The 25,305-nt window shown below is 68.2% G+C and carries 12 protein-coding genes and 11 pseudogenes; 9 read left to right on the top strand and 14 right to left on the bottom strand.

From position 1 onward, the window contains the following. A pseudogene (locus tag AB0M62_RS27680) lies at window positions 1-448 on the top strand (transposase); the annotation flags it as partial. 481 nt (window positions 449-929) lie between these two features. Here AB0M62_RS27680 and AB0M62_RS27685 read toward each other — a convergent pair. Then, a pseudogene (locus AB0M62_RS27685) lies at window positions 930-1,139 on the bottom strand (transposase); the annotation flags it as partial. Window positions 1,140-1,230: 91 nt separating this feature from the next. After that, window positions 1,231-2,364 (bottom strand): hypothetical protein, encoded by a 1,134-nt coding sequence (locus AB0M62_RS27690; protein ID WP_366077026.1) that lies wholly within the window; start codon window positions 2,362-2,364, stop codon window positions 1,231-1,233. Window positions 2,365-2,972: 608 nt separating this feature from the next. Between AB0M62_RS27690 and AB0M62_RS27695 the strand changes: the two are divergent. Beyond that, window positions 2,973-3,173, top strand: a pseudogene (locus AB0M62_RS27695) (ISAzo13 family transposase); the annotation flags it as partial. A 3-nt stretch (window positions 3,174-3,176) separates the two neighbouring features. On the opposite strand, the pseudogene AB0M62_RS27700 reads toward AB0M62_RS27695, so the two are convergent. Then, window positions 3,177-3,410: pseudogene (locus tag AB0M62_RS27700) on the bottom strand (transposase); the annotation flags it as partial. Window positions 3,411-3,869: 459 nt separating this feature from the next. Between AB0M62_RS27700 and AB0M62_RS27705 the strand changes: the two are divergent. Further along, a pseudogene (locus AB0M62_RS27705) lies at window positions 3,870-4,214 on the top strand (ISAzo13 family transposase); the annotation flags it as partial. Between the two features lie 141 nt (window positions 4,215-4,355). Here the strand turns inward: AB0M62_RS27705 and AB0M62_RS27710 are convergent. From AB0M62_RS27710 to AB0M62_RS27735, 6 genes and pseudogenes are all read right to left on the bottom strand, one after another. Beyond that, window positions 4,356-4,589, bottom strand: a pseudogene (locus tag AB0M62_RS27710) (transposase); the annotation flags it as partial. Between the two features lie 123 nt (window positions 4,590-4,712). After that, window positions 4,713-4,898, bottom strand: a pseudogene (locus AB0M62_RS27715) (hypothetical protein); the annotation flags it as partial. Between the two features lie 472 nt (window positions 4,899-5,370). Continuing rightward, complete coding sequence (locus AB0M62_RS27720; protein ID WP_366077027.1) at window positions 5,371-6,216, bottom strand: serine peptidase; 846 nt, start codon at window positions 6,214-6,216, stop codon at window positions 5,371-5,373. Then, window positions 6,213-10,640, bottom strand: a complete 4,428-nt coding sequence (locus AB0M62_RS27725; RefSeq protein ID WP_366077028.1) for an AAA family ATPase — start codon at window positions 10,638-10,640, stop codon at window positions 6,213-6,215. The genes AB0M62_RS27720 and AB0M62_RS27725 overlap by 4 nt, the downstream gene beginning before the upstream one ends. A gap of 333 nt (window positions 10,641-10,973) precedes the next feature. Further along, window positions 10,974-11,666 carry a hypothetical protein gene (locus AB0M62_RS27730; RefSeq protein ID WP_366077029.1) on the bottom strand — a complete coding sequence of 231 codons (693 nt, stop codon included), beginning with the start codon at window positions 11,664-11,666 and terminating at the stop codon, window positions 10,974-10,976. Next, window positions 11,602-12,798, bottom strand: coding sequence for an RNA-binding domain-containing protein (locus AB0M62_RS27735; RefSeq protein WP_366077030.1), 1,197 nt, complete (start codon window positions 12,796-12,798; stop codon window positions 11,602-11,604). The genes AB0M62_RS27730 and AB0M62_RS27735 overlap by 65 nt, the downstream gene beginning before the upstream one ends. A gap of 629 nt (window positions 12,799-13,427) precedes the next feature. On the opposite strand from AB0M62_RS27735, the gene AB0M62_RS27740 reads away from it, so the two are divergent. Continuing rightward, window positions 13,428-14,357 (top strand): hypothetical protein, encoded by a 930-nt coding sequence (locus AB0M62_RS27740; RefSeq protein ID WP_366077031.1) that lies wholly within the window; start codon window positions 13,428-13,430, stop codon window positions 14,355-14,357. 140 nt (window positions 14,358-14,497) lie between these two features. On the opposite strand, the pseudogene AB0M62_RS27745 reads toward AB0M62_RS27740, so the two are convergent. Both AB0M62_RS27745 and AB0M62_RS27750 read right to left on the bottom strand, forming a co-directional pair. Continuing rightward, window positions 14,498-15,042: pseudogene (locus AB0M62_RS27745) on the bottom strand (IS200/IS605 family accessory protein TnpB-related protein); the annotation flags it as partial. An 18-nt stretch (window positions 15,043-15,060) separates the two neighbouring features. Then, window positions 15,061-16,122 carry a hypothetical protein gene (locus AB0M62_RS27750; protein ID WP_366077032.1) on the bottom strand — a complete coding sequence of 354 codons (1,062 nt, stop codon included), beginning with the start codon at window positions 16,120-16,122 and terminating at the stop codon, window positions 15,061-15,063. Between the two features lie 195 nt (window positions 16,123-16,317). Between AB0M62_RS27750 and AB0M62_RS27755 the strand changes: the two genes are divergently transcribed. Continuing rightward, the gene (locus AB0M62_RS27755; protein ID WP_006139020.1) at window positions 16,318-16,539 is read left to right on the top strand and encodes a hypothetical protein; all 222 of its coding nucleotides are present in this window, start codon (window positions 16,318-16,320) and stop codon (window positions 16,537-16,539) included. Window positions 16,540-16,577: 38 nt separating this feature from the next. Then, window positions 16,578-17,727, top strand: a pseudogene (locus AB0M62_RS27760) (hypothetical protein). A gap of 40 nt (window positions 17,728-17,767) precedes the next feature. Here AB0M62_RS27760 and AB0M62_RS27765 read toward each other — a convergent pair. The 3 genes from AB0M62_RS27765 to AB0M62_RS27775 form a co-directional block, all read right to left on the bottom strand. After that, window positions 17,768-18,085 (bottom strand): hypothetical protein, encoded by a 318-nt coding sequence (locus AB0M62_RS27765; RefSeq protein WP_366077033.1) that lies wholly within the window; start codon window positions 18,083-18,085, stop codon window positions 17,768-17,770. A 97-nt stretch (window positions 18,086-18,182) separates the two neighbouring features. After that, the gene (locus AB0M62_RS27770) at window positions 18,183-18,758 is read right to left on the bottom strand and encodes a hypothetical protein (protein WP_366077034.1); all 576 of its coding nucleotides are present in this window, start codon (window positions 18,756-18,758) and stop codon (window positions 18,183-18,185) included. Beyond that, window positions 18,758-21,250 carry a type II toxin-antitoxin system prevent-host-death family antitoxin gene (locus AB0M62_RS27775; protein WP_366077035.1) on the bottom strand — a complete coding sequence of 831 codons (2,493 nt, stop codon included), beginning with the start codon at window positions 21,248-21,250 and terminating at the stop codon, window positions 18,758-18,760. The genes AB0M62_RS27770 and AB0M62_RS27775 overlap by 1 nt, the downstream gene beginning before the upstream one ends. 820 nt (window positions 21,251-22,070) lie before the next feature. Here AB0M62_RS27775 and AB0M62_RS27780 point away from each other — a divergent pair. The 3 genes and pseudogenes from AB0M62_RS27780 to AB0M62_RS27790 form a co-directional block, all read left to right on the top strand. After that, window positions 22,071-23,900, top strand: a complete 1,830-nt coding sequence (locus tag AB0M62_RS27780) for a DUF2637 domain-containing protein (protein WP_366077036.1) — start codon at window positions 22,071-22,073, stop codon at window positions 23,898-23,900. Window positions 23,901-24,058: 158 nt separating this feature from the next. Then, window positions 24,059-24,504: pseudogene (locus AB0M62_RS27785) on the top strand (transposase); the annotation flags it as partial. Window positions 24,505-24,555: 51 nt separating this feature from the next. Continuing rightward, window positions 24,556-25,011: pseudogene (locus AB0M62_RS27790) on the top strand (3'-5' exonuclease); the annotation flags it as partial. Window positions 25,012-25,305: the final 294 nt, after the last annotated feature.

Below are 25,305 nucleotides of genomic sequence, written 5' to 3' on the forward strand. Positions count from 1 at the left end.
GACGCGGTGTTGTGTGCGGACGGTGCGGTGAAATCTCCGGTGGATCTGACGCTGCTGCCCGAGCATAGTCGTGGGCACGGAGCAATGTACGGCGGGCTCAACCACGGCCGCATCGACGTCGACGGCTGCGGACGGTGCTGGCAGACATGCCGCTGCCGCGGTTTCCCGACGGCAGGCTCGTGCTGGCCGTCGATGTGTCACTGTGGCTGCGATCGAACGCGCCGTGCTCGGCGGAGCGGTTGTTCTGCCACGTCTACGGCCGCGCGAAGACGGCCTCGCAGTTCATTCCGGGCTGGCCTTACTCTTTCGTCGCGGTCCTGGAGCCGGGCCGGACTTCCTGGACGCTGTCCGGCTCGGGCCGGCAGACGATGCGACCGCGGTCACCGCCGCCCGGCTCCGCGGCGTGATCGAGCGGCTCATCGCCGCAGGGCAATGGGGCATCGGCGAGCTGGCCCGGCTCCACCACGCGCCAACTCCTGGCCAGTACAGCCGCCTTCCTGGCCGGGTGGCTGCCGCTGCCCTTCCCGGCCCGCACGCGGCCACCGCCGCGGTCGGCCTGCCCGGCGCGTTCCTCACCGTGGTCGTCGCCTGCGCCTATGTGACCACCGATGCCCTCACCCCCGCAGGCCGCACCAGCGAGGCGTACGCGTGGCTGATCCTCTCAATCGGTGCCGGCCAGGCCGCCGGCACCGCGCTCGCCGGACGCGTCGCCGATACCACGCCCTCGCCAGTGCCGCGCTCCTCAACGCTGCCAGTGAGGCGGACCGCGGGACGGAGAACCCGTTCCGCTGACCGCCACCAGGTCCGGTGGTGAATCTCAGGTCGATGCTAAATGAATACCCATCACCTGAATGGGTGAGCGAGCCCGTCACCCGGGCTGGCGATACCTCGTGGCTGCCTGTACATCCGGCTCCCTTGAGCAGGGGCCAGAGTTGCTGCCAGACTCCGGCCTCGTTCCAGTCCCGTAGCCGTCTCCAGCAGGTCATGCCGGAGCCGAAGCCGAGATCCTGCGGCAGATGTTCCCACTGGATGCCCGTATGGAGGACGAACAAGATCCCGCGCTGCACCTGCCGGTCCGGGACCGGCTTGCAGCCCGGATACCGGAACCGCTGCTCCTTCCTCGGCAGCAGCGACTCGATCCGCCCCCACAGGACCCGACACGATCCACTCCCCACGGCCCGCACAACGCTCAACCCGCCGTCCAGGCACGGCGACCAGGGCCAATCCACCTCATTGTGTTAGCCGTTGCGCGACGCCTTGTTCCCTCAGCCTTTTCCAACGGTCGCGGTGGCGTTGACCGTAGGCGGCATTGCGCACTGCCTCATCTTCCTCGAGACCGGAGCCGAAGGCGCCGCCGACCATGGCAATGGACGTGATGAACCAGCTCAGTGCCACATAGTCGTGTGCCTGAGCGGGCTGCTGCAGAATCTGGCCGAAGACGGAAGGGACCAGCAGCAGGGCGGCGACCGCGGTCAGCGCGACGAAGAGCACCGCGTACAGGAACAGCACGCCCAGGGAGATGCAGACGGCCGTGACGAGGTTGTAGAGGTAGAGCCGGGCACGAGCGCTGGGCAGATCCCCGCCGGCGCGCTCCCAGAGTTCGTGATCGATGATGATCCACGCGGTCAGAGCGCCTACCGACAGGACCGCGATCAACACCTGGCGCCAAGAACTGAGGCCGACGGCGATCAGCCACGTGCTGGTGTTGATCATGCCGAAGGCGGCGGTCGCGAACACCCCGGCCAGGGACTTGGAGAGGGTGGTGAACAGCCGCCAGGGGCGGTTGGCCCGCACCATGCCCGACACCAAGCGGAGGTGGCCGCGCAGACCGGGCACGACGTAGCGGTTCGGATCCCCCCGGCAGGGCCCGGAGTCCTCTGCTGCTCTCTCGGCGCCGGTGGCACGGCGGCCGAGCACAGCGGGCAGAGCCGGGCCCTCGATATCCGGGGCGAGCCGGCCGACGACGCCGACCACGGCCCGGGCCACCCGCCGGTGAAGACCCAGCGCTCCGAGGGCGGGCAGCGAGACCAGGGCGACACGGCGGTCGGGGCTGACCTCGACACTGACCGGAGACAGGTGGGCGCGGCGAGGGAGATCGGTGAGGCAGACGGCGAGGTCCCAGTCGTCGTCTGGCAGCAGCGTGCTGACGACTTCCGCCATGTCGGACACTTCGACCTGTTCGTCCGCGACCAACGGAGCGGTGACCGTGCGCACCTGCCACTCGGTCTGCGAACCGAGCTGCCGTCTGAGCCGGTCGGGAAGATCGGAAGCCAGCTCCCGGGCGATCTCCGCGGCCAGCCCGGGATCGGCGACCAGGACAAGCCGCACAGTCCTGGTCGCCGATCCCGGGTCCGGGGCGGTCACGGGCACCACCCGACCTCTGAACGGCGCAGAGCCGCATCGACACTGCTCCCCGGGGCAGGGGGTACGGGTGTGACGGGCCAGGCGCGCTGCAGCTCGTCGAGGTTCATGCTGGAGCGTCCGGGGACGTTCGCGTCGGCGGCCCGCTGATACGGCTCGGACTTCGTCTGCACGCCAAGGTCGGCCCTCGTGAAAGCATTCCGAACACGGTCCGAGGGCCCACGCTCGATCTGGTGCAAATGGATCGCGTGCGAGTCTGTCGCCGGCGCGAGCCCGATGGGCAAAGTGACCCAACTAAAGGTCAGGGAGCCGGACCACACAGCGCGCGCCATCTCTACCGCTCCCTAGCCCACCCCTCGTGACTGTTGGGTACAGATTTGCAGCGTTCATCGGTGGAGGCATGTCGACATACGCCAGTCGGCCCTATCGGAGATCCCACGAGCTACAGCGCTACTCGATGACGCGGCCGCCAGGCGCCGTGGCTTTCGCAGCTGTCGCGCAAGCCGTCCAGGCACGGCCTTCAGGGCCAATCCACCCCATTGTGTTAGCCGTTGTTAGGGCGTGCAGATCTTTAACTCGTGGCTTTCCGCTCGGTGGTTCGTTGGTCTGGCATGAGCGGGTTGGAAGGGCAACGGGCCGTGCTGGCAGCCAAGTTCGGGGCGATTCTGCCGCACCTCGACGAGCGGCAGCGTCGCCTGTTGATAAGGGCGGAAGCCCAGTCCCTCGGCCACGGCGGGATCAGAGCGGTCGCCCGTGCCGCCGGTGTCCGTGAGGCCACAGTGTCTGCAGGAATGCGGGAACTCGACTCCGGAGGAGACCTGCCGTGCGCCGGTGCGCAGGACCGCGACGAGCAGGCCGCGGGAAGTCTCGATGGCCACTGGCATCGGCTCGGCCTCGGTGTCACCGTGCTCGGCGAGCAGGTCCAGCAGCTGGCGGTATCCGGCCGCATCGTCCGGGATTCGGGCCTTGGCGATCAGCTGCCCAGTCGCGTCGACCAGGGCGACATCGTGATGTTGTTCCGCCCAGTCGATACCGCAGAACACGCTCATATGCGTCTCCTTCGTTCGGTTGTCTGCGCTGGTGACGAGCGCATGCGGGCCACGCGACGCTCTAATGCCAGGACTCACCGGTCCGCCATCTCACAAGCCGTTCGCGGCACCAGCGCACCGCACGGGCCTCGGTCTCGCCCAGAGCTCACGGGCTCGCGGAGACGAACGGGAGGTCACCATGCGGCGGGCTCGCACCACGAGCATCAACGTCCGATGGGGGCCTGCCATTTCATGGCGGCCGGAGGACGCCGGGCGCTGCCAGTCTTTCAATAGGCATCGCCGTGCCGAAGAGGGTTCGGAGTCATCCCGACGCCCACCAGACCACCACGAAACTCACCGTGGAGAACGGTGCCTGTCTTCTTTGAGACCTCACAGGTCAGAAGGAACTGAGGCATCCGCTCCACGCGTTCCAGACCCGCCTCAACAAGTGGGTGCGGAAGCACGTACGCACTGCATTAGAAGGAACTGGTCGGCCCCTTCAAGAACAACGGCCGTGAATGGGAGCCCAGAGGCGAGCCGGTGCGGGTCGACACCCACGACTTCCCCGACCGCGAGCTGGGCAGGGTGGTGCCCTACGGCATCTACGACGTCGCCGCGAACACCGGCTGGGTCAACGTGGGCACCGACCACGACACCGCCGCGTTCGCTGTCGAGTCGATCCGCCGCTGGTGGAACGGAGTCGGGCAAGCCGCCTATCCAACGGCCGGCAGACTGCTGATCACCGCCGATGCGGGCGGCTCCAACGGCTATCGCACCCGCACTTGGAAGACCGAACTCGCCCGGTTCGCAGCCGAGACCGGACTGCGGCGTAGGCAGCCGTGCCGTCCAGTTTGAGCCCTGAGTCCACGCGCCTTTCCTCGGGTGTGGTTTCCGTGGCCGGTGTGAGTACGACCAGGATGCTGGGCCCGGGCCACTTCGTGGCTGAGCGTTGGGGTACTTCTCGGCATCGGCCAGGCAGTCCCCGCCCAGCGCCGTCGCGAGCGCGACATCCAGCAGGACCTTGCCGGGGTCATGCACCGCCCGCGGCTTGTGCCACGGCGCCAGCGCCGCCGATATCGCGGTGTCCAGGCCCACCTTGCGGACTGTCTCGACCAGCAGCACCGCCCCGGCCTGCGAGACCGCCCCGCGGCCACCGCCCCCGACGCGGACACGCGGATATGTCCCGCTACTCTTCTTCACCTGGGAAGTGCCTCTTTCACTGCCACGTACAGGACCCTCAGCAAGTCCTATCGTCGCAGGTCAGGGGCGCTTTCTGCTTTCTCGACCACCTGCCGGACACCGCGCTTCATGAAAGCCGGAGGCTAGGCCGCCCCACCATTCCTGCCAGAGCTTGTCACCGATGCGGTGTTCTTGCAGGCACAGGGCGAGGATCTGCTGGGCGACGATGTGGCGTGGTTCGGGCGGCGGTACGACGGGTTCGACCCAGCCGCGGGACCACTGGAGCAGCAGGGCGGTAGCGGCGAGCAGGCCGCCTTTGTCGACGGCGAGTGACAAATCCGTTAGTGATCACTAGGCGAAAGACGTGCTGACCTGGGGATCTAGTGATCATCTCAGGATTTCTTGCCATGGCCTGGAAGAGCTCTAAGCTGCGGTTTCCTCAGGAACTTCGGAAGCCGTAGGGCCTCTGAGGTGCGAGTTCAGTGATCGTCTCGGAATGTAGTGATCGGTACGGGATTCTTTTATCGCTGCGTAGTTCGGTGGACTGGTTTGCGCTGGTCAGGGATGCTGGCAGGAATTGCGCTCGAGATCTCCAGAGTCCCGCTCGGTGCGACGATCGCGTGGTTCAGCGACCAGAGTCACCCTGCGTGACAGGAAGGATCAGGTGCGCAGCGCGACGCCCTCCGCACCCGCGGGCGTGTCCGCACCTACAACGCTGGCTCCGAGGGCCGCGCCCGACGCAGCACATGAATCCGTCAACAGGGGCAAGCGAGCGAGCCCGACTTGATCAGGCACCTCTGCGTCAACTGCAGTGTGGAGCGATCGCGGCGGCCGTGAGACCGGATGCCAGATACATGCCGAGGGTATGGAAGTCGGCGATGGCCATGTGCAGTTCCTGGTGGGTGGTGACGGGGAAGCGGTCACCCAAGCGCCGGGGGAGGGCGACCAGATCGCCGGCGTCGGCGATGTTGGTCCAGTGTGTAACACCCGGCGGGCACTGCCCGCGGCCTTTTCCGGGCGCGGGATCGAGCGCATCGAAGACGGCGCCGGGCAGCCCGAGGGGTGAGCCCAGGGTGATGAAGGTGCTCACACCCAGCTCTGGATGGTCGTGCAGGGCCTCGTAGGCGACCACGGATCCGAGTGAATGCGCTACGACGACGTCGGCGCCGGAGGCCTCTACTGCCTGGATTACCTCCCGGCGGGCGGCGGCTCGGCGGGCCGGCGAGGACAGGTAGCGGTATACCTCGGGCAGCAGCGCCACGGCGATGCGTGCGAGGGTCTGCGCGGCGATGCCGCGTCTGCGGGCCACGAGGTCGAGGGTCTGCCGCAGGGGCAGACCGCCCCAGGACTGGCCTTCCGCAGGCTCCGACGGCAGGCCGACAGCATGCAGCCAGGCCAGCACTGATTGCTGTTCTTCGAAGGTCAGTCGGTCCAGATCATCGCCGGCGCCTTGTGCCTCGGCGTCGTTGAGGTGGTGGGCGTAGTACGCGGCGCTGATCTGGGGCGGGGCGAGGTGCTCCAGGCGTGCGTCCTTGTATCCGACGGCCAGCTTGTGTTCCCACGCCGCCGCGAGGGCGTCTTGGGCTGCGTGCGGGCTCAGGCCGCGCTGGTAGTTGCGTACTCCGTGCACGACCACGATCCTGCTCATCGGTTTTCCATCTCGTCTTCTGTGTTTGCCTGTTGGGCCAGATCGGCCCAGCTGAAAAAGGCGACGCGCTCGCCGAATCCGGCAAGGACCCCGTCGCCGCAGACACTGATGCGGGCCAGCGAGTCGGGGAAACTGGTCTCCGACAGCAGGCCGCCGGCGGGCTGGGGGTCCCACACCCGGATGCAGTCGTCCTCGCCGGACGTCACCAGCAGATCCGAGCCCTGGGTGTGCACGAAATCGACGGTGGCGGTAGTGATGTCGTGTGCCAGGAAGCGGCACAATTCCTCGCCTGTGGCCAGGAGAAGGATGATGACCTCGCCGCTCTCGGTTCCCACGGCCACAGCGTCCCGGCCATCCCACGGACCGGCTGCCACGCACGTGATGGTCTCGTCGAGCGTTGCCAGGACCCGTGTTCCCTCCGGCGGTGTATGCACGGTCAGGCGTCCCCAGTGCCTGGCCAGGGAGTCGCTGCCGTATGCGACAACGGTGATGTCCTGCCCACTGCAGCGGGCAAGGGCGTAGCAGGCCACCGGCAGCGGGTCCATCTCATCGAGGGTGGGCAGAGAGGTGTAGGTGGGGGGCTCAGCGTCTGGGTGGAGCACAAACATGCCGACTGCGGTCTGCAGCGTGATGCCGGGGGTGATGCCGGTGTCATCGATGGACATGGCGTCCACCGAATCCCTCAACTCGATGCGGCGTCTGTTCTCGGTGAGATTGATGATTTCGAGGCATCTCTGCCCGCGGGCTGTGCACGCCAGGGCAACAGCACCCGTACCGTCGAGCGTGCCTGCGGCCGCAGCCGTGATGCCGGGCAGGGCCCCGGACAGCACGGCCGTGCCGGTAGCGGCATCCCAGATCTGGAAATGGCCAGAGAGATCTACGCTGACGGCGGGGACGCGGCCGTGAGGATCGGCGGCACCGACCGCGACGGTCACGACCTCTCTGTCGTGGCCCGCCCAAGGAGCCAGGACTGGCGCCGGGCTGTCCTGGGTGTGCGAGAGGAATATCGTCCCGGACGGTGCCATACCCACAGCAGCGACCTGATGGCTATCCGTCGCCAGCGCCAGGATGCGCGCTTTCACCCGGATCTGCAGCAGGCGACTGCTGGTGGGCTGCGGGTCGTCAAGGCGGTGCGCCTCGACCGCGGAACCGGTGCCGGCGGACACGAAGCAGGGCCGCCCGGCACGGTCGAACAGCACGGTCCCCGTCGGAGAAGCTCCGGCCCCGGGCAGAAGCTGGTGAGAACCGGTCCCGATATCCCAAGCACGTGCCCCGTCCGCTGCACCCGCGACCACGAAGGGCCCTCCCGGCCCGTCCAGGACTCGCAGCAAAGTCACTGGCTGCGACCCGCCCGGGAAGGTGCGGTGCCGACTGCCGTCCACGTTCCACACATGGAGTGCACCGTCGACCGCGCCCGCTATGACGACGGGTGAGGCGTCAAGATCGCAGGCCGCCACTGCCGTGCAGTCGTATCCCGTAATGTCGAGGTCCGGCTCCCACAGGTCCTCCACACTCTCGTCTGCCTCCATGCCGCACAGCCAGCTGGCGAGCACATCCATCGATGCCATCCGGCGGCCGGACAGGTCGTAGAGCGTGACTTCTCCTCCACCGCAGGCCATCACCGCGGGTGCCTCACGCAGATGGCCGATGGACAGGGCTGCGATGGCGTGGCCGTCGGTGCGAATACGGGTATACAGGACCTGAGTGTTGAGATCCCACACGAACACCTGACCGTCGGAGGTGCCGGCGGCAATCAGCGGGCCGTCGGGGCCGTCGCCGCTGCACAGTGCGGTCAGCAGGCAGTCGGCCGGGATTTCAGAGAACAGGCGCAGAAAGACGCCCACGCGGGCATCCCACAACTCCACGCCCTCCTCGTCGACCAGGACCGCCAGCCAGCGGCCGGAGCAGTGCACGAGAGCGGCGTGGCTGACGACGTCCGGCTGGGAGGACTGCCGCTCGGCTGTGCCCCAGCGGAAGTTGAGGATCCGCGGCTGCAACGGCTGGGCGGACTGCTCCTCGAGGTTGTCCAGGGCCTCAACCAGCCATGCCTCGCCCCACACGATCGCGGTGTGGCGCAGCCATTCACGTCGCTGCCACGGTTCATGCAGCGGCGACAGCGCGGAATAGGCCATCAGAGCCGAGAACTGGGCCCGCACACTGCCTGGATCCATGTGTCCCAACAGCAGTTGGGGATCACAGTTGATCAGGAAAGACGCCGACAGCAGCAGCGCATCCAGGGCTCCGGCTTCCCGGGCGTACTGCGCGGCATGTCGCAGCACATACGGCAGCGCTAGGCCGAAGCTGCGTGCAGAGAAATCATCAGGCCCCGGCACGGTGTCCAGCACCCGCACGAAGATCTCATAGCGGCTCACCCCCGCATGCCTCCGCTGGAGATGATCCACCAGGCTTTGGTGGTAGAAGCGGTACAGGTGACGGCCGTCGCTGTCGGTGCTGAACCGCAGGTAGAACGCGGCCGCGCGCAGCGCGTTGCGGGTGTCGACGAGGTCGGGCTCGGCAACGCCGGGCCCGACAAACGCTTTGGCGACGTGATGGACGACCTCGAGCGGCATGCCCTGGCCGTAGCCGTGCGCCACCGCTGCGAGGACCGCCGAGGTGCAAGGATGCTGACGCTCCAGCACGTCCAGATGCAGATCCAGCATGGCCGGCAGGTCGGCGGGAATCCGCTGGGTGACCTCCTCCACCGGCGGCGCCACATCCTGATGGACGAGGTAGTGGGCGAACAGCGAGGCCAGCAGGAACGCACCACGCTTGTGTTGCTCGCCAAGCCGCATGGCGACCGTCTCGGCCGTCATCGCCCGCAATGCCCCTGTGCCGGGGCCGCTGTAGACGGGCGAGGTCTCCAGAACATCGCACAGGTAGCCGGTCAGCTCGGCCGTCCGCTGGGCGAGGGGGATGTCGTCAAGATCGAGCAGCTGAGCATTGCCCTCCAGCTCGTCCAGCAGAGCGGCATACCGGTCCCACCACGGCCGCATACCGATCAGCACCCGGCACAGCACAGGATCCTTGCCGGACGCGCCGAAGTCGTCCGAGCGGCGCCGAGTACGGGCCAGCGGCAGCAGGACCTCGGAGACGAGTGCCATGTCCGACGACGCCTCATCGAGGGCATCCACAATGACCGTGACTGGCGTATCCCGCTGCACAGCGATCCGCTCCAGCACCGACCGGGCCGTCCAGCCCCTGCTGGGCTCCTCACCCAGCCCCAGCTGCGACGCCACGGACGAAAGCACCTCGCTGGGACCCCGTTGACGAGCATGCACCGCCGCCACATCCGGGTTGAGCTCCGGCCGGACGTGGCGGGGGATTGCCGTGGCGATCTGACGCGTCACCTCACGTAGCTGCGGATGAGCCAGACACGCCACCACCCCCAGCAGCGCTGACTTTCCCGACCCCGGACTGCCCGTTACCACCATCAGCGACGGCTGACCGTCTCCCTCAAGCCACGTTTTGATCCGGCTCAGTTGTTCCTCTCGCCCCGTGAAGAAACACCCCTGGGCGATGTCTTGCTGCTGCGGTGTCCCGGACGCGCGGGAAATGAAGTGCAGCGGATCAAGAGCCGGGTCGACCGCAGCGGCGAATTGCCACAGCCCTGTCTCCACCGCCTGCCGGAACTGGCCGCCCGGTGTTTCGCGGTAGGACGGATTGGGCAGGAACGGCGGCACCTCCACGTGCGCTTCGGGATGTACCGTACGCAGCACACTCTGCGCCGGACGATCGTCGGCCACCGCTGACCTCGCCAGCTCACGGTCGATCTCCCGCGCCAACGTCTCCACCGGCACATGCCGCAGCGCCGGAGACAGATCCAGTCGCCCTTCCCGCAGCCGCTCCACCACCGTGCCTGCCGCCGTGGTGAAACGCGCCTGATAGGTCTTCTCGTCGGGCGCACACGCGGCGATGACCCAGGCTCGGCGCTCCTGTGCTCGGATGCCCTCCAAGATCTGCTGCATCACCGTGCGGCCGGAACCGCACACATCCAGCAGTAGCAACAGCGGCGCCCCGCCTAGATCGGATTCCACCTCCGCCAGCCACCCGCCAACCTGCGGTGCCGTCCACGCCATGTTCAAGCGGTCGCTGTCCCGCGTGGCCAGGAACAGTGTGTGGTCTCCGCTGCCGGCAACGCCGTGTCCGGCAAAGTGCATGATGAGGGTCTCGCCGTCGCCGCGTTCCCGCGCCGTCCGCCGCGCGTTCCGCCATACCTGGATGAGCTCCCGGGCCTCCAGGTCGTGCACGGCACCGCCACCGAGCACGGTCAAGCCCGGAACCTTCGCCATCTGGGCGGCTAAACCGTCCACGGCCGGTGCCACGGACGGCAGTTGCTCCAGTGCACGCGGATCCAGCAAGTCCTCGTCCCCGTGGCCCTCCACGTTGTCGAAGTCGCCGATACCGACAACGAGCACCTGCGCCACAGGCCACCCCCGCCCCCACCGTTGCCCTGCCGTCCATCCTAGGACCCACCACGCCCGACGGCGCCCGCCTCACTGGGTACTTGAGGGCGGCCACCCGCGCGACTCGTCAGACACGACGCCCAGAGCGTGACCGGGTGGCGACATGCGTGGCGGGTGACGATGGGCAACAGACGGCGGTGCTCGCGGTCAGCGCCGTCTGATTGATCTCCTGCGCGCCGTGCCGGGGCTCGCAAGCGATCACTGGGTGGGCGATGTGCTCGCGGTGCGGGCCACACTGAAGGGCCGGACTCCCTGCCTGCCTCGCAGTTGTTGCTTGGCGGGTACGCCACCGTCTTACAGCAGTTCTTCCTCGGCCCATACGTGACCGAAGTGCCGTGCCATGTGCACCAGTGCCCGGCGTAGAACGGCCTGGCGCTCCTGCCGGTGCATGGTGGGCGATTTGGTGATCGTGATGGCCATCTCCGGCCGGCCACCGTCCTCCCCGGGGCCCAGTGCCTCCAGGTCGATCAGCGTCCCGAGGCCGGGGGAGGGCTGGTCGTGGGGGCTTTCGGCACTCAGACGCAGTTCCGTGATGGGTGGCGCGGACCACTGCATCCGGGCCGGGTCCACGACGGCCTCGGGCAGCGTTTCTGCGGCGCTCTCCCACGCAGCGAGTAGCAGGGCCTGTACGTCGGCGAGGCCCAACTGCGTTCCCGTGTCGCCCGGGAGCATGGCGGCCCAGGCGGAGGCGTCCTCGATGAGGACGTCGGCGCAGGTCACCACCGTCTCCCCCACCGACATCATGACCGCTGCCGAGACGGCTCGGCGGCCGCCCTCCGCCGTGATGGTGCTGGTATAGCTCAGGGCTGTGGGGGAATTGCGCCCGGGTCCTCTGTCCCAGTGGGCGGCGGGGAGTTCGGCGCCTCGGCGCTGGGACAGAATGGTCACCGCACCGGCCAGCGCGTTGTAGGGCAGAGCCCGTTCAAGGTCCTGACGTTTGCCCGGGGTGATCTGCAGGCCGGCCGTGTCCGTCCATGGCCAGGTCACCAGCGCCCGCAGACGCAGCTGCGGGGCGGGCTGCTGCGCCGTCCAGTTCCGGGGAGTACCGAGACACGATGAAGCCGAGCCGCTCGGCCGGCTCCCACCGCCACACACCCCGCCCCGACCGTACGAGTTGGCCCGCTCCCCAGCTGCCGCCGTCGAGATCGACATTCTGGGCGTCCGGCGGCACCGCCCACGGGCTGCGGCGGTCGGCCCGGTCAGCGCCTGGGACGGGATAGCCGACCACAGCGAGTGGATGGCCGCCCGCACCGTCCCGGCCGGCGGCCCTGATGGCCTGCCACACGGGCTGGGCCACCGCGACCGGCGCTCGGCCGCCCACCACGCACAGCACCCATCCGGGCTGCCCTTCCCCGCCCTCGAACTCCTGTAGGGCGGCGGGACCGCGGGTGTACGCCTCGCCGACCGGACGGCCCAGCCCGGCGGTGCGCAACTGCTCGTAGGCTTCGCGGATCTCCTGCCGGCGGCTGGGCAGACCCTGCCCGATCTGTGGCCCGGCCGGGGCGGGCTCCGGCTGCGCCCGGGTCACGGTCTCGCGCAGGAGCTCGGCGAGTGCCTGGGCTGTCGGCATCCCCGAAGCAGCAACGCCGCGGGAGAGCAGCCGCTGGAGTTCGGTGCGCGGCAGCCAGTGCGTGCCGTCCGCCTCACGGACGGGCACCGCGATGGTATCCGTCCGGGGCGCGCCGTTCTTGCCGGTGGGTGCCGCCACCACGAACAGGCACCCAGGATCCTGGGCGGGGACGTCGATGTAGACCACGCAGGCGCCCTGCCCGTCATCGGACCACTCCACGCTCACCCGGCGCGGGGCCGGGGTGATGTGCTGACGGATCAGCTTGCGCCACTGGTCGAGATCGACGGACGACCGCTCGACCGGGACCGCCTTGTCGAGAATCTCCCGCCCGTGCTCCAGACGCGTGGTGATCCCCACGACGATGATGCCGCCGCCCCCGTTGGCGAACGCCGCGACATCCTTGGCGAGTTCCTCGACCGCGTGCGGATCACGCATCTCGTACGAAGCCTTCTTGGCGTCCAGCCACTGTCCCTCGGGCAACTCCAGCAGCGCCGTGGGGTCGTGGGAACGCAGCGCCGTCCGTACGGCTTCGAGATCCATCTTCGGCATCCCCGAAGTATCCCGGGCCCGTGGGCATCGGTGCCCGCCTTTCTACGAGGCGTCCACCGGGAACGCTGAAGGCCGTGTGCGGCGCAGACCCGGATGGGCAGGGAGGTGTGTCCTCGGCAACTGAGGGCCGGCCACGCACGCGCGCCGCTCGGACTCGGGTGAGCCTGGCCGCGGTGGCGTGGTGCCCCGAGGGTTTCCCGTTGCCGCGCCTGCGGTGTGCAGAGACCGACGACCGAGCGCCGGGCCGCCGTGGCCGGGGAGGTTTCCCGGCCGGTCTACGCTCGGGAGACGGCAGTACAGACCCTCGGGAAGGCCACGAAGTGGGATCTTCCGGTCCTGCGAAGGGCCGGACGTGGGTGCCGGGGCCGAGGCAGTCTTGATAATGGCGGTGTGTCTGGCCGTATGGAGATCACGGAGACCAACGTCCGGCTCCCGTCGTGTGCGTTCGAGGCGCTGGCCACCATCATGGCGAGGGAAGGCACTTCACGGGATGCGACGATCCGCCGGCTGCTGGCGGAGCATATCGGGCGGCAGGAGCCGGAGGATCCCGAGGATCGGCTGACGCACATCTCCACCGTTCTGCGCTACCCGCCGCCGCGCGGCGCGGCGATCCGCGGACGGACCTGCCCTTGCGGCTACGTCTGCCCACCGGGCTGGCGGAGCGGGCCCGCACGGTCTCGCTGCGGCTTCGGGGGCAGTACCAGCGCGCGTACCGCGACTACCAGGGCCGGATGCTGACCGACGCGGTGATGACCGCGATCGCGGTGGCCGAGCCGGTCACCGACGCGTTCCTCGACGGTCTGCTTCCCCTTCTGCGGCAACGGGCCGCCCGCAACCTGTGGAAGCTGGCGGCCGCCACGCTCTGCACCCGCCCGGAGATTCTGCTCATGGACGCTGCCGAGAGAGTGCGCTCACAGATGGCATGGACGTCCGGAACACCCTCGCGAGAGAAGGACCAGCATCTGCTGGATGTCGTGACGGCCCTGGAGGAGGACGTGGCCTGGCACTCCCCGGCCCGGTTCACGGCCGCGGCCAACATCGCCCGCGACCTGCTGACCGGCCCACAGGCCAAGGACAACGAACAGTTGCTCCACGAGGAGGGGGAGGCATGGCACGACCTGTACCAGGACACCCTCCACGCCGACGAGGAGCACCGCGCACGCCTCCTGCACGGGACGACCAGCTACGACTGGACCGGGGGGGACCGCGGTGTGGCGGGCCGAACGCCAGGTTGCCCTGCAGCACTTCGAGGACTGGCTGGTCGGCCGGACCGGGCAAGACACGGCCCAGTACATGATGCAGCCGCCGGTTGGATGCTGGTCCGCCCCTTCGGGTGGAACGCTGTACGGCCCACCCTCACGAGCGCCGGACCGCTGCCGCAGCCGTACGCCGCGTGGGCGGCCCAGGACCGCGTGCTGGTCTTCCCCTACAACAACCGGCCGGCCCTGTGGCCGCTGCAACGCGCCGCGTCCGCGATCAGGGAGTCGATCGCCTGCGGCGACAAGACCCCCGCCAGCCGCCGCGCAGCAGCCTCCCGGCCCTCCGCCAGGGGTTCCTGACCAGCCGTCTGCTCAATGCTGTCCGTACTCACAGTGCGTGATGCCTTTCGTCGAACCGGGGGCCCGACCAACACCCAGCAAGATCAACTACTACACACTCGAGTAAACACCCTCGTCGGTCTCGTTGCCGTAGCGTTTGCCGACTCCCCGTCGGCGGCCAGGAACATCCGCGTCGCCCGCCACCGCTCCGCCAGGCCTGCTCGGTGAGCTGGGCCTCGTCCAGATGGTGGCGCAGGCGGGCCAGGCGTTTGCCGCCGCGCACCACGTGCACCCGGCCCGCCGCCCAGTCCTCCTCCAGCCCCGCCAGCCGGTCCTTCAGCCCGTGCAGGCGGCGGGACTTGGCATGCCACTCCGCCCGCGATCCGTACCCGCGCACCAGCCCGGACCGCTTGTCCGCCTTGGCACCCAGCGGCCGGGCAAGCCGGGCCTCGATCCGCGCGATCTGCCCGCGCAGCCATCCCATCTCGGCCGCCTGACCGCGCCGGGCGAGAGCCCACTGGTCATGCGTGGCCTTGGTGATACTGCCCGCCCACCGCCGCCGCGCCGGCCAGCTGGAGGAGGTCCGCTTCATGGACATCGAGCACCTCGAGTTCGACCTGTAGCAACCGCGCCCGAACAGCCTGCGAGCCCGGACCGATCGGTCCGGGCTCGCAGGCGTATCCACGGCAGGGGATCGGATGCTCATGCACGAGATGCCCACGTCCTACTCCGGAGGCGGCGTCACCAGCTTTGTAGCGCTCGGGTCGACGTCCGCTGCACAGGCCAGGGTCGGCAGGTCGCGGTCGAGCAGGCCGTTCATTTCGATGGCCACACGGCTGAGCAGGTGGGCGGCTTGGACGGACTGGCCGTCGGCGACGGCGGCGTAGAACCGGGCGGCATAGGTGATGGCGTCGACATCGCCGATAGTGTCGGACATTCCGATGGCGAACGGCACGGTGCCGACCAGCTTCCCGGTCTGGGCTGCGGAGTGGCAGGAGTTCAGCAGGACCAGCAGCGGCTTGTCGTCCACGACGGCGATGGCCCGGGCGAAGGCGCTGGCGCTGACGATGGCACCTTCGTGGAAGCCGTCCTCGCCCTTCTCGAAAGCGATCAGGTCCTGTGTGCTGTGGCCGGAGAAGTGCACGACGTGGGGACGGAACCGGGTCAGCGCGTCCAGGAAGACGTCCGCCGTCGCAGCAGGGTGGACATCCAGTTCGACAAGGTTGCGATGGGTGGCGCTCTGCACGGCCGCACGAATCCTCTGTTGTTCCTGGCCGACTCGCAGGTCACCGGCGGAGGCGGCTGCCAGTAGCAGCACTCGCAGTTTCTCCGGCTTCGGGGCCCGCAGTTCTTTCAGCACCGTGCGCACCTCGCCCTCCGTCGCCGACAGACGGCTCTTGATCTTCTGCTGCTCAGCTGCGGCATGACGCTCCGTCTTCTGCTGTTCACGCTGGCGAGCCTTCTCTGCGGCGGCCCGCTCAACCTGTTCCGCCTTCGCCAGCTTGGCCGACAGGTCAGCTGCCTCCTTGGAGAGCTTGCCGACCTTGGCGCTCCACGTGCTGGCGTCCTGGCCAGCTTTGTTGGCCTCGTTCTCGTACCGCTGGGCAGCACGCTGCTTGCTGTTGACGGTGCCCTGGCTGCTCGCCTTGGCGGCTGCGGCTTTCTCCTTCGTGGCCTTCGCGCGCTTGTCGGCTTCCTTCTTGCGGAACTCGCCGACCTTCTTCTCCGCGTCAGCGCGAGCCTTGTTCTTTCTGTCCAGCTGGCTCCGGTAGAAACTGGCGTTCATGGGCGTGCCTCTCTGCGGTTCCCGTCTCGCCAGGCTATGGCCACCCACTGACAACGCCCCTCGCCGCTTCCCACAGCGTTCCTGCAGGTGTGGCGGCAAGACGGGCAGTCCTGTGCGGGTCCGCTGACGATCGTGGCGGACGGGTCACGTTCCTTGCCCCGAAGGCCATCTGAGCGCTGGTAGATACTGGCCGCCATGGCAGAAGGCTCCGATCCGCAGCAGGACGTCACCTACCGGGCGCCGGTCGGCTCCGTCGATCTCAAGGCGTTCGACGAAGACGGCAACTCGTACGAGATCCGTGCGTGCCACGACTGTCTGCCGTGGTACGCGGAGGTCGTGGTCGTTGCCGGGGAAGTCCTCGTCAGGGAGTGGCATGCGGTGGGATGTCCGCAGTTCCAGGAGCTCATCCGGGACTGAGACGGGAATTCATCGCCCAGGGTCGGGACACATCTTCTATGGGTGATGATGTTGTGGTGAGTCTGGACCTGAGCAATTACGAACTCCTCTGGCCCGCATCGCTGTTCATATCCGAGGGCGAGCGCGTGCTCCGGTCCACAGGCTCCTGGCAGGACCGGGCTATTTGGCTCATGACGGAGGCCGTGGCCGGCACAACCGCAGTCGCCGACTTCGAGGATCTGCCCAACCACACCGCGCCGACATCCGATCCCTGGGCGACCACCGCCACCGGCTGGGGCACCAAACGGGCCGTGATGGACCAGCACGACTGGTTCACCGAACTCGTCCGCCGGGCGCCCGAGCTCAGGCATGCGGCCGCGCCCCGGCCGTACTGGCCGCAGCGCCGCGGCAATGGACTCGCTCACGATGGCAGTACCGCGCGGGACACCCGACGGGACTTCGCGCGGCTCATCGGCGAGTTCGCCGACAACGGCTACCTGGTCGAAGTCTTCGGCGAGGAATGCATCGACGATCACAGCGAGCTGCCTGACCCCTCCGACGTGATCGACAGGCGACTTGGCATCCCTGATCTGTGGCCGCTGGCGCCGGAGGCGTGGGGCGAAGACACCTTCTACGGGCTGATCGAGGTGTTCCACGACCTGGTGAGCCGCCCCCGTACGCGGCGCTTCCACTCCTACAGCGGCTGCGGATGGCACCACTCGGAGTTTCACAACGGCCCGGCACGCGTCCTGTACCGGTGGAAAGTCAACCAGCTGCTGCGCGAGGCCGGCATCGATTACGAACTGGCCGCCGAGGGTGAGGACCTCGGGCGCCTGGTCGCCGTCACCGACGACGCCCGAAGCCAGCTGGTGCACCGCGCCCGCCCTCAACGACAGCCCACCCGACACCACCGCCGGTGTCCGCCACGCCATCGCCCTCTTCCGAGGGCGTGACACGTCAGCCGAGAGCAAGCGATCGGCCATCTTCAACCTCGCCCGCATCCTTGAGGAACGCCGTGCCCTGATCAAGCAGCACCTCGGGAAGGACGAAGGCGCGCTGTTCGAGATCGCCAACCGCTTCGACCTGCGCCACCGCCGGGCCGACCAGCGCGGCGAGTACGACGAAGCATTCCTCGACAGGATCTTCTGGTGGTACCTCGCCACGGTAGAGCTGACCAACCGGCTGATCGCGTCGCGGAGCCTCGCCTGAGCCGTGGCGCCGAACGTGCCTCCCCGATCGGGTGACTGTCTCAGTAGTCGCCCTGTTCGGAGGGCGGTCCGTACTGCTCGATGAGGTCGCAGGTGCAGGTGCCACCGTCGTACACCGACTTGTCGCACTCGTCATGGTGGTCCTGCTGCGGCAGCGGCTTCGCCGGGATGGGACGTGTGGTGACTGCGGCGGGCGGGGCCGGGGCGGGCTGGTCGGCGGTGCGGAACTCGGTGTCTACCACGGTGGAGGCGATTTCGTCCTTGCGCCACTTCGCGGGGTTGTGGTACGGCACGAGGCCGCCCGCGTAGGCCATGCGCAGCAGTTCGGCCTTGGTGTGGTTGCGCACCAGTTCGTTCATGCGCTGCATCCGCGCCGTGTCCCCGCCTGGCGTCCTGTCCGAGGCTTGATCACAAACACGAGGAGTGCTCCTGACCTGCAACGATAGGGCTTCGAGGTCAGATCGTGACGGTGTAGGAGGTGCCGGGGAAGTCCCAGCCGTCGGTGCCTTCACCGATGTCTTCGATGATGACGTACTCGATGAAGTCGTCTTCGAAGGACTGGTCGTCGAGTTCGCCCTGGGCCCATTTGTGCTCGATTGCCGCCCAGTTGCCGCTTCGGCCGTCGATCCGCAGTGGCGCGGTGATTCTGCCGGTGTTGTTGAGGCCGCCGCGGAAACGCTGGTCGTCGCCCGTCTTGACCAGTCCGGTGATCTCGAACTGGCCGTTCTTGAGGGACTCCGGAATGGGGTCGGCGGGAATGACGGCCGCGTTTTCGTAGGCGGCGTGGATGATTTGACGGTAGCTGCGCCGGACGTTGTATTCCGGATCGGACAGCCATTTGATCAGGGTTTCGGGCCGGACGGTCAGCCCGGCGTGTTCGAGGGCCTCGTAGCCTCGCTGGGTGTGGGTGAGCTGGCTGAGCTGGGCGTGCCAGTGCTTGGCGTGGTAGGTGGACAGGCGTCGCAGGGGCTGGACGTTGTGTTCGCGGAGCAGCTCATTGAGGGCTGCGCCGAGGGATGCTCCCGTGGCCATCAGTGCTCACTGTCGGGGGAGGCGGTCTTGACCTTGACTTCGCCGAATCCGGTGCCGACCTTGTAGGTGTCGGGGGCGTTGCCGTCGGGGGTGTAGAACACGGCCTCGTCGACGTTGCGCAGGGCGACGAGGGTGTGTCCGGCTTCGACGGCTCGGTGGGCGACGCTCCAGTGTCGTACGGAGGCCTCGGCGACGATGGCCATGCGCCAGTCGGGGCGCCAGAATGGCGAGTTGACTTTTTCTCCCTTGGGCCACAGCAGGCGCAGGGCGATGGACAGGCGGCGCTTGTACTCGGTGTAGGGGTCGCCGCCGGCCTGGAGGAGTTCGGCGCGGGCAGCGCGGGCCTTTTCGTAGAAGGGCTTGAAGAGGGACTCGTTGGCCTTGCCGGTCCAGGAGTCGTGGACGGTGAGCGGCTCGGTGATGAATCCGTTTGTGATGAGCTTTTGCAGCTGGCGGATGTGGGGAGTGGTCACCCAGGTGCGGCCTTGTTCGTCGGTCCGCTCGGCGAGGCGGCCCAGCGGGTGCGGCATGTTGGGGTGGTTCCAGGCGGGGACGGTGATCAGGAACGCCCCGGCGCGGTCTTTTCCGATCTCCTGAAGGGGTCCGGTGTGCTGGAGCTTGTTCGGTGCGAGCGGTACGGCGGAACAGGCCGAGGGGTAGGAGCCGTTGCGGTCGATGGTGCATAGCCGGCCGGTGCCGAACTGCTCGGGCACGATGAGCCGGTCGCGTTTGCCGGCCTTGGTCTTCTCGGTCGTGATGTCGGGGTGGACCCAGCGCGGTTCGCCGTCCATGACTTCACGGAAGATCGTCCACGGTCCGCTTTTGCGGTCTTCCTGCCGGATCACCGGGATGGGGTGGTACGTCGAGCGTCCCATGCAGTCTTTGAGGATGTTGAGGGCGGGGAAGACCGTGCCCGCCGGTTCGTCCTCATCGCCCGGCTGCACCCACGCCTCGTCCTCGCCGGCGTCGTGCGGGGTCTGCTCGGTGTCCTCGGTCGGCTGGGCAGGGGCCGTGGCCGGGGGCCCGGAGGGTGCCTGCTGCTCGGTGGTGCCGGCGGCCGCGGCCTCGGTGTTGTCGGCGTGCAGCGCAGGGCAGTTGGCGCGCAGCGCGGGGTCGTAGGAGCGCAGTGCGTGGGCCAGACGGCGGCCCTCGGCGGTGTCCGGCAGCTGCGTCACCGAGGCAAAGGCGGAGACCAAAGAGGCCCCGAGGTTCTCCACGGATACGTCGTCGCCGTTGCCCACCGCGGTGCGCAGTGCGGCCAAGGCGTGAGTGGCCAAGGCGGGGAGTCCTTGCTGGGCTCCGGAGGTGTAGGGGAGCGCCGCCTTTGCTAGTTCCGCCGCACGGCTTTTGGGTGCGTCGGTGAAACGGGCGTGGATCAGGTCGGGCTGCAGATAGGCCGAGCTGATGGTGCCGAAGTCCCGCTCCGCGACTCTCACCTGGACTTTGGAGGGGTTTGTGGTCGGGGTGAGGGTCAGCAGGACGTCGGGGTCCAGGAGGCTCAGGAGTGCGGGGTCGTCGCTGTCCACGATGGCCAGGACCGGGACGTGGAGCGTGCGGGCGAGGGCGGCCAAAATGTGGGAGGCGTCCGGCAGGCGGTTGCCGGACAGGGGGAGGCGGGGGTTGTGGGCGCTCTGGAGCCGGTCCACGACCACGAGGGCCAGGTCCTTGACGTGCGGGGCGGTTTCTGCGATGGCCTCGGCGGTCAGGTCGCTGCCGTCGTCGATGAGCAGCGGTGCCTGGACCAGTTGGTGGGCGACCTGCTGCTCGTGCGCAGTGAGGCGGCCCTGCCTCAGGCGCGGGTAGTCGCCGCCGGTCTCCGCGGCGATGATCCGGCGGGTGACGTCGGCCCGGTTGGGTCCCGACGCCGCGTACAGGACGCGGCGGTTGTCGACGAGCGCGGTCTGCCGTGCGGCAGCCAGTCCCAGCAGGCTTCCGCCGACGTTCGGGGCGGCCGCCACGAGCGTCAGCCGGCCTGGCTGCAGGCCGCCTGTCGCAGCGTCCAGCCCGGGCAGCCCGAACGTGGGGCCGCCGGCCGGGCCGGAGGTGAGCACGGCGCCGATGGCGTCGCCCAGCGTGGCGAGCCTGCGCGGTGTGATGTCGCGGACCGGATTGCGTGGGCTGGTCACCGCACCGCCTGCGGGCGCCGCGCCGGTGTGTGCGTCCGTATCCGATGAGGGAACACCGCAGGCGGCGTCGACGGGCAGCAGCACCGCGACCGGCGTGGTGTTCCGCAGGAGCACCTGCGGCTGGCCCTTGGCCGCCCGCGTGATGAGTTCACCGAACTTCGCCTGTGCCGCGCTCAGCGCGTGGGACGTCAGCACCTCGGTCGTCCGGGCCGCCGGCAGCCGGTCGAGCGGCGCCAGCACAGCGCGATCCTGCCGCTTGTGGATCAGCGTGGGGTGCCCTTCCTCCTCGGCGCGCTTCACCAGGGCATAGAGGGCGTTTCGTGCCTCGGTCGCGTTCATCGCGGCCTCTTCGTGCGGCTGACTCACTCACCCTCCCAAACCTATAAATCCGCCCACTATGGTAGCAGCGCTCCACTCAATTCTATTTTAGAGTCACAATGTTTTATGTGAACCTCACTCATTTATGGGGGTTTTCGGTGTGGGTTGACGGCTCTGGCTCGACTTTTCCCCGGTAACCAGCGAGCAGCTGGGTACAGACCGAAGGCCGGGACCTCCAACACCGGCCCCGACACGACAACTCACTTCACCCGCAGACGATCACACCCCGCCGAACGCGAGCACAGCTGTGCGCCACCGGCTCCTGCTCCTGCTCCTGCTCCCGGAGGTCATCGGATGCTGCCGCCTGCGACGCCATCAAACCCCTCCGCAGCAACCCGGACTGGCACCCCAAGCTGCTGCCCTTCGTTCGACGCAAGCAGCGCTTGAAGGACACCATCGTCACCCAGCGCCCGCTGCGCTTTTTTGATCCCCGCAAGCGAAGCCCTTGAAGGACATCGCTGCGGTTGCCGACGCCCTCGGCATTCAACGCCTCAACGCCACGCGGAAGCGGTGAGGTTGTTCCGACGCAATACCGGCACGCGCGCCTGACCCATCAGCCGGGGACGGGCGTCGCACTATTTTCCAGCAGGCGAGGCAGCACGGACGCGTACTGCACACCGCCGCAGATGGTCCTCAATGATCACTTCACTTTTCGCAGGCAGTCTGCCCCAGGGCCGACGGACGGCCCGCATTCCACGGCGCTTCGTGGGAGGGTGAAAAGCAGCTCAGTGGTCAGGCGTAGGCAGGGGAGTGGGACGTGAGGGCGGGGAGCGGGGAGATACCCCGACCGGGCGGGAGCGGCCGGATCGTGCTGACTCGGGCTCACCGGATCCTCATCGGCGTAGTCGTTACCGGCGCCGTCATCATCGCTAGCATCGGCTTCGCGGGCTCCTACTCCGCTGTCCGTGACCTGGCTGCCGAGAAGGGTTTCGGGAGCTTTGCCTCCGTCTTCCCGATCGGCATCGACGCCGGCATCTGCGTGCTGCTCGCCCTGGACCTGCTGCTCACCTGGATCCGCATCCCTTTCCCCCTGCTGCGACAGACGGCGTGGCTGCTGACGGCCGCGACGGTCGCGTTCAACGGCGCCGCGGCCTGGCCAGACCTGCTCGGCGTCGGCATGCATGCGGTGATCCCGATCCTATTCATCGTCGCTGTGGAGGCGGCCAGGCACGCGATCGGCCGCATCGCCGACATCACCGCCGACAAGCACATGGAGGGCGTACGCCTCACACGCTGGATCCTCTCGCCGGTCCCCACCTTTCTCCTGTGGCGCCGGATGAAGCTGTGGGAGCTGCGTTCCTACGAGGAGGTCATCACGCTCGAACGGGAGCGCCTGGTCTACCAGGCCAGCCTCCGCTCGCGCTTCGGCCGCGCCTGGCGCCGCAAGGCTCCCGCCCAGGCGTTGATGCCGCTCCGGCTGGCCAGGTTCGGCGTCCCGCTGGCCGAGACAGCGCCCGCCGGTCTCGCCGCCGCCGGCATCGAGGCGCCGATCCTGTTCACCCTCGAACGCGTCCCGGACCGGCCGGAAGGTCCTGCGCTCGAAGCGGCGGCAGACCGTGCGCACGAGGTAGCGGAAGCGGACGAAGTAGAGCCGGGAGCGGTGCAGGCCCCGGCCGCAGCGCCCGAGCGGCCGCCTGGTCTACAGGATTCCACTGAGGATGCCGCCGAGCGGTTCGCGGGGGCCTACCAGGAGTTCATCGCGCAGTTCCCAGCCGAACCGACCACCGCGCAGTGGGCGTTATGGCTCCGTGACCAGTACGGCATCTCCACCGGCGCCGGCGAACCACTCTTTGAAGAGCAGCTGCAACCCCTGCTCCAGGTCCTGAAGAAACGCTATGCGCTTCCTGGTGTGGAGACCGCCGCCGTCGAGGAACCACGGCCGGCCGGCCAGTCCTGGTACGACTACTTCTACAGCGCCTGGCGCAGCTACGAGCAGGAGCGCGGCGCCTTCCCCGACGCTGCCGCCCTTGCGGCGTACGTGGACGAGCGGGACACGATCACGGGCGACGGCGGCCGGCCCATCACGGGCGAGGACCTGACGGGCTTCGTAGTGAGCTTTAAGGAGCGCGAGTTCGGCACGACCGAACCCCCGGCCGAGGACGCCGCCGATCCGGTCGAGCAGGAAGCCGACGAGCCGCTCCCGCAGAGGGCAGACCCGCTGTCGGCGACCGCCGGCGCTCCCGCGCAGGCGGCGAAGGAGATGCGTGGCCCCCGGGTGGATGCTCCCATCGACGAGCCGCCGCAGCCCTTGGCCGGGGGAGGCGACCTCACCGCTCCTGACCGGTACTACCTCGCGTGGATGGAGTACCAGGACCAGGACCAGGAGGGGCGCGAGCCCAGCGACGAGCAGCTGTCGGCCTACTGTGCAGGGAAGGGACTGCTCGGCCGCGGCGGCAAGCCCATCAGCCCGGCCAACTTGCGTCGGCACTTCGTGCGCTGGCGCGTCTACAACGTCTGGGCCGAGCAGCGGGTGCGCACCGACGCTCCTGAGACGTCGGACGTTGCGCAAGCCTGCGCGGACCGGGGAATCACCGCCCAGTACAACAGGCCCATCACCCCCGCCTATATCGCCGAAGGGTCCGAGGACTTCGAGCGGCGCTGGCAGGCACTGCGCCGTCACACCGGCACGCAGCCATAGACCGCCCCCGCGCACCGTGCGCATCAGCAGCCCACTTCAGTCTGCGCAATCAGTAACCCCCTGATCAGCACCTCCATGCGCTGCCAAAGCAATCACTGCGCCGCCCTGCGCGGGTCTGTACCGTCAACGGTGGATTTTCGAACAGGAAGTCACACCTGATGACAGACGTGATCGTCTCGGCTGAGGCCGTCGAGGAAGTGAAGCCCGCCGGGGTGCCGGACGTTCTGGACGACCAGTTGATCGGTCAGTTGGTCGACCGGGCGAAGGCCGACGGGATCAGGCTCACAGGCCAGGGCGGGCTGCTGCAGCAGCTGACGAAGAGGATCCTCGAGTCCGCCCTGGAAGGCGAGATCACCGACCACCTCGGTCACGAGAAGCACGAGAAGGCAGCCGACGGCAACACCCGCAACGGCACCCGGTCCAAGACCATGGTGACCGAGGTCGGACCGGTTGTACTCGAGGTTCCCCGGGACCGTGCAGGCTCCTTCGAGCCGCAGTCGTCAAGAAGCGGCAGCGCCGGCTGACCGGCGTCGATGAGATGGTGCTCTCGCTGTCCGCCCGCGGCCTGACCCACGGAGAGATCTCCGCCCACCTCGCGGAGGTCTAGGGCGCGGAGGTCTCCAAGACCACGATGTCCGCGATCACCGACAGTGATAGTTACCATCCCGAACTCGTCCTCTTCGCCACCTGGGGCGACCTCCAGGACTACGCAGAGCACGACCCAGCCGGAGGAGACCTGCAGCCCTTCGTCGACCTCATTGACAAACACGGCACCAACAAGATCCTCACGGCCGTCGACCAACTCGACGACGAGCAGCATGCCGACGTGATCGTCTCGACCGCTCACAAAGCCAAAGGTCGTGAATGGCCCACGGTGAAGATCGCCGACGACTTCACTCCACCCAAGGAGACTGACGAGACAGACGACACCGGCCAGCCCGTGCCAGGACCCATCGACGACTCCGAAGCCCGCCTTGCCTACGTCGCCGTCACCCGCGCACGGCAGCAGCTCGACCGCGGCGGCCTGTCATGGATCGACCACCATCCCAGCGGCGCAGGCCATGCCACGCCCGCGCTGGCACCTCATAGGAGTGCTGCATCGGCGAGGTAGCTCTCGACGAGCATCGCGCCGGGGGGAAAGCCTGTCGACACGCGTGGCCGGGATGCCCCGGGCGGCAGTCCGATCGCCCTGATGGCGCCGATGGCGGTGGGCATGGCGAGGAGTTCGAGACTCGATCACCCGGTGGCCATCGGTACACCACTCCGGCGGACGTGACCCGGCGGTGAATCTACGCCATCTGACCGAAGTCGTACACACGGAGTAACCATATGGTGAGCGCGGCCGGGAGATGTCGAACCCCTTATTTGGAGGGCGACATGGCCATCACAGAAGGGTTCGCGGTGC

The sequence above is a fragment of the Streptomyces sp. NPDC051219 genome, assembly GCF_040682335.1.
Lineage (GTDB): Bacteria > Actinomycetota > Actinomycetes > Streptomycetales > Streptomycetaceae > Streptomyces.